Here is a 14,777-nt window from a genome sequence, read left to right as displayed (position 1 = left end):
AACTCGCGACCCTCACCTTGGCAAGGTGATGCTCTACCAACTGAGCCACGTCCGCTTGTCGTTTCCGGTCCGCTTGCGCGTCCCGGCGACGTGTTGAACTCTAGCGGATTCCCGGGCCAGCACAAAAACGCGTTTCCGCAGCGTGCTGAGCTGCCCGCTTCTCCGCGGCCCGGCCCGGGCGCCCAGGAGCGTTCGCCCGACGTTCACTCCCCGTGTCCCCCGGGTGGCTCGCAGCCCCCGCGTGCCACCTCCGCCCCCCACCCCCTCGGCGGGCCCCGTCATCGCTCCGCCGCCCGCCTAGACTCGCACCCGTGCACGACCTTGCTCCTCTGGCCCGCTTCGGCGGCCTCGTCGCGACCGACCTGCGGGATGTCACCAGTGACCCCGAGGCCCTGGACTCCGCCGGCTTCTGGGCCGTCTCCGCGGACTTCGAGGGCCGTCTGACCTGCGCCCGCTTCGGCGACGTGCGGACGGAGCCCGTCCCCGCCCCGGTGCCGGGAGCCTGGCGCGGCCCCGCCGCCGCTGACTGGACGTCCTCGCTCGACCGCGCCGCGTACACCGAGGGCGTGCGCCGGGTCCGGGCGCACATCGCGCGTGGCGAGGTCTACCAGGCGAACCTCTGTCGGGTGCTGTCCGCGCCCTTGCCCGAGCCGGACGCCGCCGACGTCGACGCCCTCACGGCCCTCCTCGCGCGCGGTAACCCGGCTCCGTACGCCGGAACGATTCGCCTGCCCGCCCACGGCGTCGAGATCGCGACCGCGTCCCCCGAGCTCTACCTGCGCCGTGACGGCGGCACCGTCGAGTCGGGGCCCATCAAGGGCACCGGGCGGACCGCGGAGGACCTCCTGGAGAAGGACCACGCGGAGAACGTGATGATCGTGGACCTCGTGCGGAACGACCTCGGCCGCGTCTGCGCCACCGGATCCGTCACCGTGCCCGAACTCTGCGTGGTCGAGCCTCATCCCGGCCTGGTGCACCTCGTCTCCACGGTCCGCGGCGAGCTCGACGCGAAGGCCGGCTGGCGCGAGCTGCTCGACGCCACCTTCCCGCCCGGCTCCGTCACCGGGGCCCCCAAGTCCAGCGCGCTGCGGATCATCGAGGCCCTGGAGACCTCCCCCCGGGGCCCCTACTGCGGCGGCATCGGCTGGGTCGACGCCGACCGCCGCACCGCGGAACTCGCCGTGGGGATACGGACCTTCTGGATCGACCGCGCCGAGGGCCTGCTCCGTTTCGGCACCGGGGCGGGCATCACCTGGGGCTCCGACCCCGAGCGCGAATGGGCGGAGACGGAATTGAAGGCGTCCCGCCTGCTGGCGGTAGCGTCGGGTACGTACGAGGCGAGCGGAAAGGCCATCTCTCGATGAAACTGTGGGTCAACGGCGGGCTGTACGACGCGGACCAAGCCCGGGTGTCCGTCCTGGACCACGGGCTGACCGTCGGCGACGGCGTCTTCGAAACGGTCAAGGCCGAGCGCGGCGGGACCTTCGCCCTCACCGAGCACCTCGAACGCCTCACCCGCTCGGCGCGCGGGCTCGGTCTGCCCGACCCCGACCTCGACGAGGTCCGCCGCGCCTGCGCCGCCGTCCTGGAGGCCAACCCGATGGAGCTCGGCCGGCTCCGCATCACGTACACCGGCGGCATCTCCCCGCTCGGCTCCGAGCGCGGTGAGGCGGGCGCCGGGCTCGTGGTGGCGCTCGGCGAGACGAAGCGCCGCGCCGACTCCACCGCCGTCGTCACCGTCCCCTGGACGCGGAACGAACGCGGCGCGCTCACCGGTCTGAAGACCACCTCCTACGCCGAGAACGTCGTCGCCCTCGCCCGGGCGCACGAACACGGCGCGTCCGAGGCGCTGTTCGCCAACACCGTCGGGCAGCTCTGCGAGGGCACCGGCTCCAACGTCTTCGTGGTGCTCGACGGCCACATCCACACCCCGCCCGTGTCCTCCGGCTGCCTGGCCGGCATCACCCGCGCCCTCGCGGTGGAGTGGACCGGCGCCAGGGAGACGGACCTGCCGTTCGACGTCCTGGACAGCGCCGAGGAGATCTTCCTGACGTCGACCCTGCGCGACGTCCAGGCGGTCCACCGGGTCGACGGCCGCACGTGTCCCGGGGCGCCCGGACCGGTGACCGCCAAGGCGATGCGGATCTTCGACGAGCGGGCGGCCGCCGAACGGGACCCCCGCTTGGCGTGACACCGCCGGGTAAATCCGGATGACGGCGGCCCGGCGGGTGGGTAGAACACCACTGATGACCACCACCCTGCGGCCGGCCGGGCCGCTTCAGCAGACCTCCGGCGGCGGGCGTTCGCGCCCGTTCGACGTGTGCGTGAACAGCCGTCGCGTCGGCTCGCTCCATCTCTCCACCGCGCCCGGCTTCGGCGCCGCGTGCGGGGTGATCGAGGACCTGCGGATCGACGAGCGGGACCGCCGCCGCGGCCGGGGCACGGTCGCCGCCCTCGCCGCGGAGGAGGTGCTGCGCGGCTGGGGCTGCCGCGAGGTCCAGATCTCCGTCCCCGCCGCCGCCGAGGCGGCGCTGCGGATGGCCACGGCCCTGGGCTACGTCGAACGCAGCCGCAACATGGACAAGGACCTGCCCCGGGAGCCGCCCGTCCTCCCACCGGACGTCGGGATCCGCCGCATGACAGAGCAGGAGTACGCGTCCTGGGCCGTGAAGGCCGAGGAGGAGTTCGCGCGGAGCTGGATGGACCGGGGTGTGCCGGAGGACCAGGCGCGGGCCAAGGCCGAGGCCAGCCACCGCGAGCTCCTGCCCCGGGGTCTGGCCAGCCCCGGCACCGAGATCCACGTGGCGGTGCGCGACGGGCAGACCGTCGGGTGGATCTGGACCGGACGGCGCGAGCTGAGCCCCGGCCGGAACGGGGCGTACGTCTACGACATCGAGGTGGCCGAGGGTTCGCGCGGCCGCGGCTACGGCCGCGCCCTCATGCTGCTCGCCGAACGGGTCGCGCTCGACGCGGGCCAGAGCCTGCTGGGTCTCCACGTCTTCTCCGGCAACGCCCCGGCTCTTCGCCTCTACGCCTCGCTCGGCTACCGGACCACCCACGTCAACAGCTACAAGCAGGTCCTGTAGAGCCCCCGGGAGCCGGCCGGCTCAGCCGGCGTCGGCGAGGAGACGGTCGGCGATCTCCTCGACACGCTCGCGCAGGCCGTCCTGGCTCTTGCCGCCGTCGAGACGCTGCCCGTCGATGACGTAGGTGGGGGTGCCGGTGACCTTGATGGCCTTGCCCTCCGCCTCGTCGGCGTCGACGGCGAGCAGATGCCGGCCGTCGATCAGGGCGGTGTCGAACTCCTCGGCGTCCAGACCGAGTTCCCTGGCCACCTCGATCAGCACGGACTCGCCCTGTCGGCCGAGTTCCACGGTCCTGGCGAGGAGCGCCTCGGCGTACGGCCAGCCCTGGCCCTGCTCGGCCGCCTCCTCGGCGGCCTGGGCGGCGGCGTACGCGTGCTTGTGCTTCTCCAGCGGGAAGTGACGCAGCCGTACGTCCACGCGGTCGCCGTACTTCTCGCGCAACGCGCGCACGTCGTCGAGGGCCTGGAAGCAGTCGGGGCACTGGAGGTCGAACCAGGCCTCCAGCACGACGGGGGCGGAGGCGGGCGCGGTGGTGGGGTCGCTCATGGGAGCAGTCTTCCAGCCCCCGGTGGCGTGGCCCAACCGGGACCTGGGGAGGAGATCGTCAGGGTGCGACCCGGAGATCTCCCTGAGGTCGGTCCCGGTACGTGGCCTGGATGGGCCCCGGCGGTGCAGGATGGAAGGGACGTATCGCCCGGCGCCAGGAGGACCGCATGCTTGCCGAGACCATCTGCTCCGCGGTGTCCGTGGCGGGCCTGGGCATCGCCGCCGTCACGGCGTACCGCAGGCGCTTCCTCACCGCGGCCAGGATCGCCGCCTACGCCCTGGTGCCGGTGGGCCTGGTGATGACGGGGGCGGTGGAGTGGCTCGCCGCGACGGCCTTCAGCCCCACGGCCTGGGCCGGCTTCGGGGTCCTCGGGGTGGCCTGGCTGCTGTTCACGACCACGCGCGCCGTCGAGCGGCGCAGGGGCGCCGGCCGCCAGGAGGCGACCGCCGGCAAGCGGGCCGGGACCGCGGCGCCCGCCGCGTCAGCGCCCTCGCTCGGCGGCGGTCAGCGCGGCGCGAGGCCGGAGCCGCGGCCCACCCCGACCGGGGACGACTTCAGCGACATCGAGGCGATCCTGAAGAAGCACGGAATCTGACGGGTGGCGGCGTCCACGGGATGGGGTGAACTGCCCCGCGCGTGAGGCGTGTTGCGAGCGGTCCGGGCGGGTGGCTGCGCCATGATCGCATCCGAGATGCTCGATACCTCGCGGGATCACGCCCCCGCCGCCACCGAAGAGCCGCGCGGTTGTCTGTTCGCGCTTTCCCAGCCGCCACTGATGATCTTTCTCGCGGTGATCGGCTGTCTGCTGCTGATGGCCGCCGTGCACGATCTGTTCCTGCTGTGAGCGGGTGCCGTCGGGTTCCCGCCGCGTGGTGGTGCCGCCCGGCGGATCAGCCGGCGGCTTCCTTGCGGCGCGCCCGGTACGCCGCCACGTGGAGCCGGTTACCGCAGGTGCGGCTGTCGCAGTAGCGGCGGGAGCGGTTGCGGGACAGGTCGACGAAGGCCCGCCCGCAGTCCGGTGCCTCGCAGCGCCGCAGCCGCTCCTGCTCGCCCGCGACGACGATGAACGCCAGTGCCATGCCGCAGTCGGCGCCGAGGTGGTCGGAGACCGAGGCTCCGGGGGCGAAGTAGTGGACGTGCCAGTCGTAGCCGTCGTGGTCGGTGAGCTGCGGAGTCGTGCCCGCGGCCGCGACGAGCTGGTTGATGAGCGTGGCCGCGATCCGGGCGTCCGGTGCGGCGAAGACGGCCGCGAACCTGCCGCGCAGCTCGCGGACCGCCTTGAGGTCGTGTGCGCCCAGATCGCCCACGTCGCTGATGTCGTGGGCCCGCACGAAGGCGTGCAGCGCCTGGAGGTCCTCGAGCTCGTCGACGCGGTCGCCCTGTGGAGCGGTGTTCATCAGGTCGACGACGGTGTCGAGGGCAATCCGGGTGTCGTGGGGGATCAGCACGATTCGCTCCCTGGCCTGCTGCGGGCGGGCGCCCGCGGAATTGCGCTGACTCTAGCGGCTCGGCCGCGACGGGCCGGGAGCGGTCCGAAAGCGGGCCGGAACGGGGCCGAAAGCAGGCGCCGGCCGGCTCGCGGGACGGAAAGCGGCCGCGCCGTCCCGCAGGAGGGCGCCTCGCGCGGTCCGGCCCGCCCGTTCACGCGGGTGCCCCGCGCCGTCCGTACGGTTCGGGCGGCCGGCCGGACGGCGCGGCCGGAAAACGGGCATCGGCGCCCCCGCCGCGCCGGCTGCGCGGTGAGGACGCCGATGTTCGCCGTGGGGCTTTCCGCCCGGCGCCGTCTCCCCGAGTCGGACGGCGCCGTGCGGCTCTCGGGCTGGCTCAGCTGTCGGCCAGGATGTGGGAGAGCTCGGTGTCGAGGTCGAAGTGACGGTGCTCGGTGCCCGGGGGCACGGCGGCGTCGGTCCTCTTCAGGAACGACTCCAAGGCCCTCGCCGGGGCCTCGAGCAGGGCTTCGCCCTCTGGGGAACTCAGTGCGATGCAGACGACGCCCTGACCGTGACTGCGGGACGGCCAGACTCTGACGTCGCCGGTGCCGGTGGGCCGGTGCAGCCCCTCGGCGAGAAGGTCGCGGGCGAAGACCCACTCGACCGTCTCCTCGGCTCCGGTGTGGAAGGTGGCGTGCACGGCATACGGATCGGCCGTGTCATACCGCAGGCCCGCGGGTACAGGCAGTGAGGACTCGCTCGACACAACGAGGCGCAGGTGCAGCTCGCAGCTGACCGTGGTGTTCATAAGCGCCAGGGCCTTTCGCTCAGTGTGCGCTCGGGGATTCGCACGTCGGCGAAATCGACATGCCACCTACGGTGCCGTTGTAAACCCCTCTGTCTGTTTTGTGATCGTTCAGGTAGCTCGTATGGGGGAGTGTGACTTCGGGTAATACCGCCATACCGGTGACGGCGCCGAATCCGGTAGGTTGGGACCCATGAATGCGGAGAGTGACGAGCGCACCGGGGAGTCCGCGACCGACGGCGACTCCGAGCTGGGATCCCGGGCGCCCGAGTTCATCAAGGCCCGCCGGACCCTCCATCTGAGCTGGCAGGTCGGCGTCTTCATCGTGGGTCTCGCCGTCGTCGTCGCCGGCGTCGTGATGCTGCCCCTGCCGGGCCCCGGCTGGCTGGTGATCTTCGGCGGCATGGCGATCTGGGCGACCGAGTTCGTCTGGGCCCAGCTCGTGCTCCGCTGGACGAAGCGGAAGGTGACCGAGGCGGCCCAGCGCGCCCTCGATCCCAAGGTCCGCAGGCGCAACATCATCCTCACGACCGTCGGTCTGGTGATCATCGCCGTACTCGTCGGAATCTACCTCTGGAAGTTCGGCTTCGTCATGCCGTGGAAGATCGACCAGTGAGCCGCGGGGCATGCCGAAGGCGGTCGAGGGGACCCGCTGACATGCGGTAATGTTTGCGGTGCGCCCGGGCGATTAGCTCAGTGGGAGAGCGCTTCGTTCACACCGAAGAGGTCACTGGTTCGAACCCAGTATCGCCCACCACCCGGACCGAAGGCCCGGAGACCGACAGGTCTCCGGGCCTTCGGCGTTCTCCTCGCGGCTACCGCATCCTGCCCAGCCGCTCACGCAGCCGCCGGGCGTCCCGCAGACGCTGCTCGTAGGTCGCGCCCACCGCCAGGAGCAGCAGACCGGCCAGGGCCGGCGGCAGCCAGCGAGGCAGCGCGCCCACGGCCTGTACCACGTACGGAGCCAGCTCGTGCAGCCCGTCCAGGGCCAGGGCGCAGCCGCCGAGGACCAGCAGCGCCTGAAGCCGGAACCGGGCCCCCAGGAGCGTCACCGCCAGCGCGGCCACCCCGAGGAGCAGCGGCCGCACCCAGTCGGGATCCGTCCAGGCCGCGAAGAGGCTCGGTACCAGCGTCGCCGCGAGGCCCGGACCGTACGCCGTCCAGGACGACGCCCCCGGATCGCGTCGGCGGTGCAGCGCCCCGACCGCCAGCGCGGGCACGGTGACCGGGAGCGTGTACGCCTCGGGCGTCGCCACGTCCGAGGCGGCGAGCCGCACCCAGGTCGCCAGCAGGAACAGACCGGCCGCCGACCACCCGGCCACCCGCCGCCGCTCCGGGCGCACCGCCGTCGCCGCCGCGATCACCCCGCCCAGGGCGAGAACGAGTGCCAGGACGGCCGGCCGGGAGACGGCGAGCCCGACCGCGAGCAGCCCCGCCACGGCACCCGTGATCTCCACGGGCACCGCGACCGGCCGCCGGCCGAGCCTGGCGCCGACGGCAGCCGTGGCCGCCGGGACGAGCAGCAGGAGCAGGGCCGTGCGGTGGCCGGGGAACTCCGCGGCCGCCGCCGCGGCCAGGACGAGCCCGGTCAGCGACCCCACCGCGGCACACGCGGCGACGGCCCGCCGGGCGCCCGCGCCGAGGATCCCCGCGGCCGTGAACAGGCCGAGGAGCACGCCCAGCGCCGCGAAGGTCGCCCCCCGCGTGTCCAGGGCCGCGGCGACACCGCTCACCGCCGAGACCATGCCGCAGGCGAGCGCGCTCCAGCCGAGCACCTCGCGCGGCGGGAGGGGGACGCGGGGCACCGCGGCCGTCGGCCCCGGACCCCAGGACGCCCACGGACCCCAGGCGGGGGCCTGCGCGCCGCCGGCCGGTCCGGAGGACGGAGGAACGGCGCCACCGGCCCGCGCGGCCGGCCCGCCGCCCGCAGCCGCCTCGCCGCCGGCCGTCCCGACGGGAGCCTGCCCGGCCGGCGAAGGAGACTCGGTCGACCGCTCGGCCGAGGGCACCCGCAGCCCCCGGGCCGCCGGCTCCGGGCGCACCGCGAGGAACAGCGCCGCCGCCACCGTCCCCAGCCGCAGCGTCAGCCCCACGCCGTACGGCGGCTCCAGCGACAGCGTCAGGGCCGTCAGCACCGCCCACCCCAGGAACAGGGCGCCACAGCGGGCCCACAGGCGCGGCACCGCCGCCAGGGCCGCCGCCGCGATCAGCAGCACCAGCGGGGCCGTGGCCGGGTACGACGCGAGGGCCGGCTCCGCGTGCGCGCCCGACCACACCGCCGTCGTGCGCCCCGTGGGCGCCAGGAGCGCCGCCGCCACCGGAGGCACCGCCCACACCACACCCAGCGCGAGGACCCCGCCCCCGGCGCCCGCCAGACCGAGCCGCACCCCGCGCGGCGCCGTCGACCGCAGCACCGCCGCGAGCGCCACCGCGCACAGCACGTACCCCGGCACCTGCCAGTCGCCCGGCAGCGCGGCGCGCAGCACACCGCCGGCCGCCGTGATCACGGAAAGGCCCGCCACCACCGAGGCGGCCGTCGCCACCCGAGGCATCCGCCACGCGAGGATCAGCGCGGGCACGGCGCCGCCCAGCAGCAGTGCGCCCGCCGGAAGGGCCGAGGTGAACGACAGCCAGCCCCCGGCCAGCAGTGCCCAGCCGCCCAGTACACCGCCGCCGACACCTGCCGTGACCCGCACCGCCGCGGGCTTCGCCCACAGCACCAGCGCCAGATCCGCGGCCGCCGTCACGAGCGCCGCCCAGGCCGTCGGGAGGAGGCCCCCGCCCGCCGCCTGCACGCCGAGGAGCAGGGGGAGTTGACCGGCCACCACGGCCGCGGGCAGCGGAATCCGCAGCCGGCCGAGCGCCGAGCCGTACGCCGTCCACGCCCCCGCGAGCACGGCCGACGCCACCGCCGCGTACCCCGCGCCGTCCGTGTCCGCCAGCGCCACCCGGTGCAGCGCGTACGCGTCGAGCACCGTCAGGGCCAGCGCGAGCGCCGCCACCGCCTCGGCCGTGGAGCCCAGACCGCGGCGCAGCAGCGTCACCGGCGCGCCGAGCGCGGCGGACGTCACCGCGAACAGCACCGCCGCGCGGCCGCCGATCCCCATCGAGCCCCAGCTCACCAGGGTGAAGGCGACGGCGGCGATCGTCAGCAGGGCCCCGCCGAGGGTCAGGAGGACGTTCTGCGCGCTGCGCGGCGTGGAGTCCGGACGCGGGGGAGCGGGCCAGGGGGCCGTCGCCGCGGGCCGGGCCACGGGCGCGTGCAGCATCTGCAGCAGCCACGCCCGGCGGGCCAGCAACAGGGCCCTCCGGGCGTCGATTTCGGCCAGCTCGCGGTCGACGAGCCGCAGCTCTTCCGCGGGCGGCAGGGGAGTGTTCATACCGGGAGTGTGGCGCGGGGCACACTCCCGGGCCATGCGCGCGCGTACTCAGATCCCGGCCTGAGTACGTCCACACTGGGGGCATGGACCGGTACCACTATCGCTTCCGCAGCGTCTGGCGCCTGGCGGCCCCGCCCGACGCGGTCTACGACGTCCTCGAACGCGGCGAGGAGTATCCCCGGTGGTGGCCCCAGGTCCGCGAGGTGGTCCCCCTCGACGACGTCACCGGCACCGCCCGCTTCCGCTCCGTCCTGCCGTACGACCTCGTCGTCACCGTCCGGGCCCGGCGCAACGACCCGGTCGCCGGTGTCCTGGAGGCCGGGCTCAGCGGCGATCTGGAGGGCTGGTTCCGCTGGACCCTCACCGCCGACCCCGCCGGAACCCGCGCGCTCTACGAACAGGAGGTCGAGGTGCGCGACCCGCTGATGCGCCGCTTCGCCGTCCCCGCGCGGCCCCTCTTCCGTGCCAACCACGCCCTGATGATGCGGGGCGGCCGGCGCGGGCTCGCCGCCCGCCTGCGGCCGGTTTGAAGGAAACCCGCCGGGACCTGTATGGTTCAACCCGTTCCCGGGCGATTAGCTCAGCGGGAGAGCACTTCGTTCACACCGAAGGGGTCACTGGTTCGATCCCAGTATCGCCCACCGGGTCAGGCCGGTCCGTCACACGACGGACCGGCCTTCCGCATCTCCGGGCCCGGGCTCACGCCGCCGTCCGCATCTCCGGACGCAGGGGCCACGTCGGATCCACCACCTCCGGTGTCCCGTTGCGCGCGAACCACGCCTGCAGCCCGCGCGCCTGCGCGGCGTGCCAGACCGCCTGCAGGGTGTGCAGCTCCGCCGGTGACAGCCGTTCCAGCCGGGACGCGAAGCGCCGCCCCACCGCCCGTACGACATCCATCGCCGCCGTCGCGTCGGCCGCGGCGTCGTGCGCGCCCTCCAGCTCGACGTCGTACTGCGCGCAGAGGTCCGTCAGCGTCCTGCGGCCCTTGCGGTAGCGGTCCAGATGACGGTCGAGGACCCGCGGATCCAGCACGCACAGCGGCGTGTTCTGCAGATAGCGGCCCAGCGACGAGGCCCGGTGGCGGCGCAGCTCGCGGTCCAGGATCGTCAGATCGAAGGGAGCGTTCATCACCACCAGCGGACGGCCCGCCGCGCACTGCTCGGCCAGCGCCCGTCCCAGCTCCTCCATCACCGGCGCGGGCCACCGCCCGTTCCGCTGGAGGTGATCGTCCGTCAGGCCATGGACCGCCGTGGCCGCTTCGGGCACCGGCACCCCGGGGTTGACCAGCCAGCGCGTCACCCGGGGGCGGCCGCCCGTCATGTCCTGGACGACGAGGGCGGCGGAGACTATCCGGTCCTCCTCGACGTCGACTCCCGTGGTTTCCGTGTCGAATGCGGCCAGGGGCCCCTCGAACCAGTGCGTCATCCCCGAACTCCTCGCACGTGTGCGGCAGATGGCGATCCCCCTGCCCGAATCGGTGATACCCGGGCTGTTTGCGCCGTACGCGGGCCGGTGACAACACAGATGACGGGGAAGGGAATCGACATGGCGCTCGCCCAGCCCGAATCGGGTGGGCTGCCGCCCCAGCGGGCAGCACCACTGCGCGGCTCACTCGCCACCACCGCCTGCATGGAGACACTTCAGGTGGGCTATCTGCACGCGGTCGCGGCGGCGGCGGGCTGCTCGCTGTCGCAGCCGTTTCCGGACAACGGAATCGACTGGCACGTGAGTCACAGCGCTCCCGGCCACACGGTCGACGACGAAGTCACCATCAAGGTGCAGCTCAAGTGCACCTATCAGATACCGCCGAGCCCGCCCGGAGGCACGTTCTCGTTCACGCTCGACAACGCCCACCTGGTGAAGCTCGCGCGGACACCCGTGTCGGTGCACAAGATCCTGGTCGTGATGCTCGTACCGCGCTCCCAGGAGGACTGGCTGCGGGCCGGGCACGACCGCCTCGACCTACGGCACTGCTGCTACTGGATCAACCTGGCCGGCCACCCGGTCACGGGACAGCGCCGCACCACCGTCCGCGTACCGACGGCGCGGATCTTCGACGACCGGGCCCTGTGCGAGATCATGACCCGCGTCGGCGTGGGAGGGAGACCTTGATGCACCGGCCGATCGACGAACCGGAGGGAGGGGCCGGCCACGGCACCGTCCCCCCGCCCTTCCGCCCCCATCCCACGCCCGGCGAGCTTCCCGGCGGCCCGTGGGCCGACGCGGACGGGCCGCCGGACGCCGGGCAGGTGGACCCGCGGGTCCTCGGCGCGCTCCTGGCCCGGCACGGCTGGCGCCGCCGCGGCGGCGCCACGGGCCGCTACAGCCGCTGGACCCCGCCCGGGAGCGGCGCCGGCATCGGCGCCACGAGCCTCCTGGTCCCGGAGAGCCGCGCCTTCCCCGACTGCGAGGACCTCCTCGAGGACGCCCTGACCGCGCTCGCGCGCAGCGCCGCGCCGTCGGCCCGTGAGGTCCTGGTGGGGCTCACCGTCCCCAGTGACGAGATCCGCTGGTGGCGCGACGTGCCGCCGGGGCCCGCCGGCACGGTGCCGTGGAGCGTCCAGGAGCAGCTCGGCTCGGCCGCCCGCCAGCTGCTGCTGGCCGGGGCCCTCGCCGTCCGGGCGCGGGCCGGGTACTACGGCGCCCGCCACCGCCGCCAGGCCCAGTCCTCCCTGCGGGCCGTGGTGGTCGGGGCCGCCCAGGGCGGCCGGGGCCTGACCGCGTTCGTCCCCGTCGACCCGGGCCGGGCCGTCGCCGTACGCCTCTACCACGCGCTCCACGCCGCCAGGGAGGCCGTCGACTACCAGCGGGCCACCGGCGGCATGGAGGCCTTCGACACCGCCGTCGAGGCCGGCGTGAGCCGCGAACTGACCGAGGCCCTCGTCACCCTCGTGCGCGGCTCCGAGGGCGCGCGGATCGCCCTCGAATGGGCCCCGGCCGCCGGGGCGCCGACGGGCTGCGCCGCCCGGCCCGAGCCGGTCGAGTTCTCACCGGGCGACCTGCCCGCCCTGCGCGAGGCCGGCGTCCGCTACCTCACCGACGAGCCGTCCGTACCGGTGCGCATCACCGGAGCCGTCGTCCGCATGCGCCGCTCGGGCCCCCGCGGCGAGGGGACCGTACGCCTGCGGGTCCTGGCCGGCGCGGAGGTGCCGCACGTGCGGGTGACCCTGGACGAGGAGTCGTACCGCACGGCCGGCCACGCCCACCTGGTGGGACTGCCGATCCGGGTCGTGGGACGCCTGGAGCGCAGGGGCGGCTTCCGCAGGATGACGGACGCCTCCGGGGTCGTCCCGGTGCAGGTGGACGAGGCGGAACGGGACCGGCTGATGAAGTCGCTGCACGAGAACCTCGACTTCTTCGAGGAGGCGTGGGGCGGGGAGTGAGCACCGGGGCACACCCCCGGGCCCGGGGGTAATCGTTTCGCGGGCGGGCACCACGGCTCGGTACGATCGACGGCGACGCGGCACCTCGTCTCTGCCGCGCACCGCCGGCGCCGGCACTTCGTATCTGCCCGCGCCCCGATGTATGGAGCACCATGTCTGATGTCCGTGTGACCGTCCAGTCCGCCTCAGGAGCCGAGGATCGGGCGGTGAGCGCGGGCACCACCGCCGGCGCCCTGTTCGCCGAGGACCGGTCGGTGATCGCCGCCCGGGTCGCCGGCGAGCTGAAGGACCTCTCCTACGAGGTCAGGGACGGCGATGTCGTCGAGTCCGTCGAGATCTCCTCCCCGGACGGTCTCGACATCCTGCGCCACTCCACCGCGCACGTGATGGCGCAGGCCGTGCAGGAACTCTTCCCCGAGGCCAAGCTGGGCATCGGCCCGCCGGTCCGTGACGGCTTCTACTACGACTTCGACGTCGAGCGGCCCTTCACCCCCGAGGACCTCAAGGCCGTCGAGAAGAAGATGCAGGAGATCCAGAAGAGGGGCCAGCGCTTCTCCCGCCGTGTGGTGACCGACGAGGCCGCCCGCGAGGAGCTCGCCGACGAGCCGTACAAGCTGGAGCTCATCGGCATCAAGGGGTCCGCCTCGTCCGACGACGGCGCGAACGTCGAGGTGGGCGGCGGCGAGCTGACCATCTACGACAACCTCGACGCCAAGACCGGCGAGCTGTGCTGGAAGGACCTCTGCCGCGGTCCCCACCTGCCCACCACCCGGAACATCCCGGCGTTCAAGCTCATGCGCAACGCCGCCGCCTACTGGCGCGGCAGCGAGAAGAACCCGATGCTCCAGCGGATCTACGGCACCGCCTGGCCCTCGAAGGAGGAGCTGAAGGCGCACCTCGACTTCCTCGCCGAGGCCGAGAAGCGCGACCACCGCAAGCTCGGCAACGAGCTCGACCTCTTCTCCATCCCGGACGAGATCGGCTCCGGCCTCGCCGTCTTCCACCCCAAGGGCGGCATCATCCGCCGGACTATGGAGGACTACTCGCGCCGCCGGCACGAGGAGGAGGGATACGAGTTCGTCTACTCCCCGCACGCCACCAAGGGCGCCCTCTTCGAGAAGAGCGGCCACCTGGACTGGTACGCGGAGGGCATGTACCCCCCCATGCAGCTCGACGGTGGTACCGACTACTACCTCAAGCCCATGAACTGCCCGATGCACAACCTGATCTTCGACGCGCGGGGACGTTCCTACCGTGAACTGCCCCTCCGCCTCTTCGAGTTCGGCACCGTGTACCGGTACGAGAAGTCGGGCGTCGTGCACGGTCTGACCCGTGCCCGCGGCTTCACCCAGGACGACGCGCACATCTACTGCACCCGTGAGCAGATGGCCGAGGAGCTCGACCGCACCCTCACCTTCGTGCTCAACCTGCTGCGCGACTACGGCCTGACCGACTTCTACCTGGAGCTGTCCACCAAGGACCCGGAGAAGTTCGTCGGCTCCGACGAGGTCTGGGAGGAGGCCACCGCGGTCCTCCAGCAGGTGGCCGAGAAGCAGGGCCTCCCGCTGACCCCCGACCCGGGCGGCGCCGCCTTCTACGGCCCGAAGATCTCCGTGCAGGCGCGCGACGCCATCGGCCGCACCTGGCAGATGTCCACCGTGCAGCTCGACTTCAATCTGCCGGAGCGCTTCGACCTGGAGTACACCGGCCCGGACGGCACCAAGCAGCGCCCGGTCATGATCCACCGTGCGCTCTTCGGCTCGATCGAGCGCTTCTTCGCGGTGCTCCTCGAGCACTACGCGGGCGCGATGCCCCCGTGGCTGGCGCCGGTGCAGGCGGTCGGCATCCCGATCGGCGACGCGCACGTCGACTACCTGCAGGAGTTCGCCGCCGAGGCGAAGCGGAAGGGCCTGCGGGTCGAGGTGGACGCCTCCTCGGACCGCATGCAGAAGAAGATCAGGAACCAGCAGAAGCAGAAGGTTCCGTTCATGATCATCGTCGGGGACGAGGACATGGCGGCCGGCACCGTCTCCTTCCGTTACCGCGACGGCTCGCAGGAGAACGGCATCCCGCGCGACGAGGCCATCGCCAAGATCGCCAAGGTCGTCGAGGAGCGGGTCCAGGTCTGACGCCCGGCCGGGCGCCG

General features: G+C 73.4%; 15 protein-coding genes and 2 tRNA genes. 12 read left to right on the top strand and 5 right to left on the bottom strand.

What is annotated here, in order from left to right; genetic code table 11:
• Positions 1 to 311 precede the first annotated feature (311 nt).
• From AB0K65_RS28055 to AB0K65_RS28045, 3 genes are read left to right on the top strand one after another with little or no spacing between them, the layout of a single operon-like run.
• Positions 312 to 1,364: a chorismate-binding protein gene (locus AB0K65_RS28055; protein ID WP_365721288.1), complete on the top strand. Its 1,053-nt coding sequence runs from the start codon at positions 312 to 314 to the stop codon at positions 1,362 to 1,364.
• Positions 1,361 to 2,191, top strand: coding sequence for an aminodeoxychorismate lyase (locus AB0K65_RS28050; RefSeq protein WP_365721286.1), 831 nt, complete (start codon positions 1,361 to 1,363; stop codon positions 2,189 to 2,191). The genes AB0K65_RS28055 and AB0K65_RS28050 overlap by 4 nt, the downstream gene beginning before the upstream one ends.
• A 55-nt stretch (positions 2,192 to 2,246) precedes the next feature.
• A complete protein-coding gene (locus AB0K65_RS28045; protein ID WP_365721284.1) occupies positions 2,247 to 3,086 on the top strand; it encodes a GNAT family N-acetyltransferase in 840 nt (279 codons plus the stop codon).
• Between the two features lie 21 nt (positions 3,087 to 3,107).
• On the opposite strand, the gene AB0K65_RS28040 is transcribed toward AB0K65_RS28045, so the two are convergent.
• Positions 3,108 to 3,632 (bottom strand): DsbA family protein, encoded by a 525-nt coding sequence (locus AB0K65_RS28040; RefSeq protein WP_365721282.1) that lies wholly within the window; start codon positions 3,630 to 3,632, stop codon positions 3,108 to 3,110.
• A gap of 167 nt (positions 3,633 to 3,799) precedes the next feature.
• Here AB0K65_RS28040 and AB0K65_RS28035 point away from each other — a divergent pair, with 167 nt between their 5' ends.
• Both AB0K65_RS28035 and AB0K65_RS28030 read left to right on the top strand, forming a co-directional pair.
• Entirely contained in the window at positions 3,800 to 4,228 is a 429-nt protein-coding gene (locus AB0K65_RS28035; RefSeq protein WP_365721280.1) for a hypothetical protein, read from the top strand.
• Positions 4,229 to 4,309: 81 nt separating this feature from the next.
• Positions 4,310 to 4,477, top strand: a complete 168-nt coding sequence (locus AB0K65_RS28030) for a hypothetical protein (RefSeq protein WP_365721292.1) — start codon at positions 4,310 to 4,312, stop codon at positions 4,475 to 4,477.
• A gap of 46 nt (positions 4,478 to 4,523) precedes the next feature.
• On the opposite strand, the gene AB0K65_RS28025 is transcribed toward AB0K65_RS28030, so the two are convergent.
• On the bottom strand, positions 4,524 to 5,081 hold the full coding sequence (locus AB0K65_RS28025; protein WP_365721278.1) for a CGNR zinc finger domain-containing protein: 558 nt from the start codon (positions 5,079 to 5,081) through the stop codon (positions 4,524 to 4,526).
• Positions 5,082 to 5,457: 376 nt separating this feature from the next.
• Complete coding sequence (locus AB0K65_RS28020; RefSeq protein ID WP_015032345.1) at positions 5,458 to 5,871, bottom strand: SsgA family sporulation/cell division regulator; 414 nt, start codon at positions 5,869 to 5,871, stop codon at positions 5,458 to 5,460.
• 190 nt (positions 5,872 to 6,061) lie between these two features.
• On the opposite strand from AB0K65_RS28020, the gene AB0K65_RS28015 reads away from it, so the two are divergent.
• Positions 6,062 to 6,484 carry a TIGR02611 family protein gene (locus AB0K65_RS28015; RefSeq protein WP_365721276.1) on the top strand — a complete coding sequence of 141 codons (423 nt, stop codon included), beginning with the start codon at positions 6,062 to 6,064 and terminating at the stop codon, positions 6,482 to 6,484.
• A 66-nt stretch (positions 6,485 to 6,550) separates the two neighbouring features.
• Positions 6,551 to 6,625, top strand: a tRNA-Val gene (locus AB0K65_RS28010).
• Between the two features lie 58 nt (positions 6,626 to 6,683).
• On the opposite strand, the gene AB0K65_RS28005 is transcribed toward AB0K65_RS28010, so the two are convergent.
• Positions 6,684 to 9,248, bottom strand: coding sequence for a hypothetical protein (locus tag AB0K65_RS28005; RefSeq protein WP_365721274.1), 2,565 nt, complete (start codon positions 9,246 to 9,248; stop codon positions 6,684 to 6,686).
• A gap of 83 nt (positions 9,249 to 9,331) precedes the next feature.
• On the opposite strand from AB0K65_RS28005, the gene AB0K65_RS28000 reads away from it, so the two are divergent.
• Positions 9,332 to 9,778: an SRPBCC family protein gene (locus AB0K65_RS28000; protein WP_365721272.1), complete on the top strand. Its 447-nt coding sequence runs from the start codon at positions 9,332 to 9,334 to the stop codon at positions 9,776 to 9,778.
• Between the two features lie 39 nt (positions 9,779 to 9,817).
• A tRNA-Val gene (locus AB0K65_RS27995) sits at positions 9,818 to 9,889 on the top strand.
• Positions 9,890 to 9,947: 58 nt separating this feature from the next.
• On the opposite strand, the gene AB0K65_RS27990 is transcribed toward AB0K65_RS27995, so the two are convergent.
• Positions 9,948 to 10,673 carry a 3'-5' exonuclease gene (locus AB0K65_RS27990; RefSeq protein ID WP_365721270.1) on the bottom strand — a complete coding sequence of 242 codons (726 nt, stop codon included), beginning with the start codon at positions 10,671 to 10,673 and terminating at the stop codon, positions 9,948 to 9,950.
• 120 nt (positions 10,674 to 10,793) lie between these two features.
• Between AB0K65_RS27990 and AB0K65_RS27985 the strand changes: the two genes are divergently transcribed.
• The 3 genes from AB0K65_RS27985 to thrS all read left to right on the top strand — a co-directional run bounded on the left by AB0K65_RS27985 (position 10,794) and on the right by thrS (position 14,760).
• On the top strand, positions 10,794 to 11,360 hold the full coding sequence (locus AB0K65_RS27985) for a DUF4365 domain-containing protein (protein WP_365721290.1): 567 nt from the start codon (positions 10,794 to 10,796) through the stop codon (positions 11,358 to 11,360).
• On the top strand, positions 11,360 to 12,631 hold the full coding sequence (locus AB0K65_RS27980; RefSeq protein WP_365721268.1) for a hypothetical protein: 1,272 nt from the start codon (positions 11,360 to 11,362) through the stop codon (positions 12,629 to 12,631). Before AB0K65_RS27985 ends, AB0K65_RS27980 begins: the two co-directional genes overlap by 1 nt.
• Before the next feature lie 152 nt (positions 12,632 to 12,783).
• A complete protein-coding gene (gene thrS / locus AB0K65_RS27975; RefSeq protein WP_365721266.1) occupies positions 12,784 to 14,760 on the top strand; it encodes a threonine--tRNA ligase in 1,977 nt (658 codons plus the stop codon).
• Positions 14,761 to 14,777 lie beyond the last annotated feature (17 nt).

Source organism: Streptomyces sp. NPDC053755, from assembly GCF_040677675.1.
Classification (GTDB): Bacteria; Actinomycetota; Actinomycetes; order Streptomycetales; family Streptomycetaceae; genus Streptomyces.
Note: the sequence above shows the minus strand (reverse complement) of the source record. Positions and strands in the feature narration are given on the sequence as shown.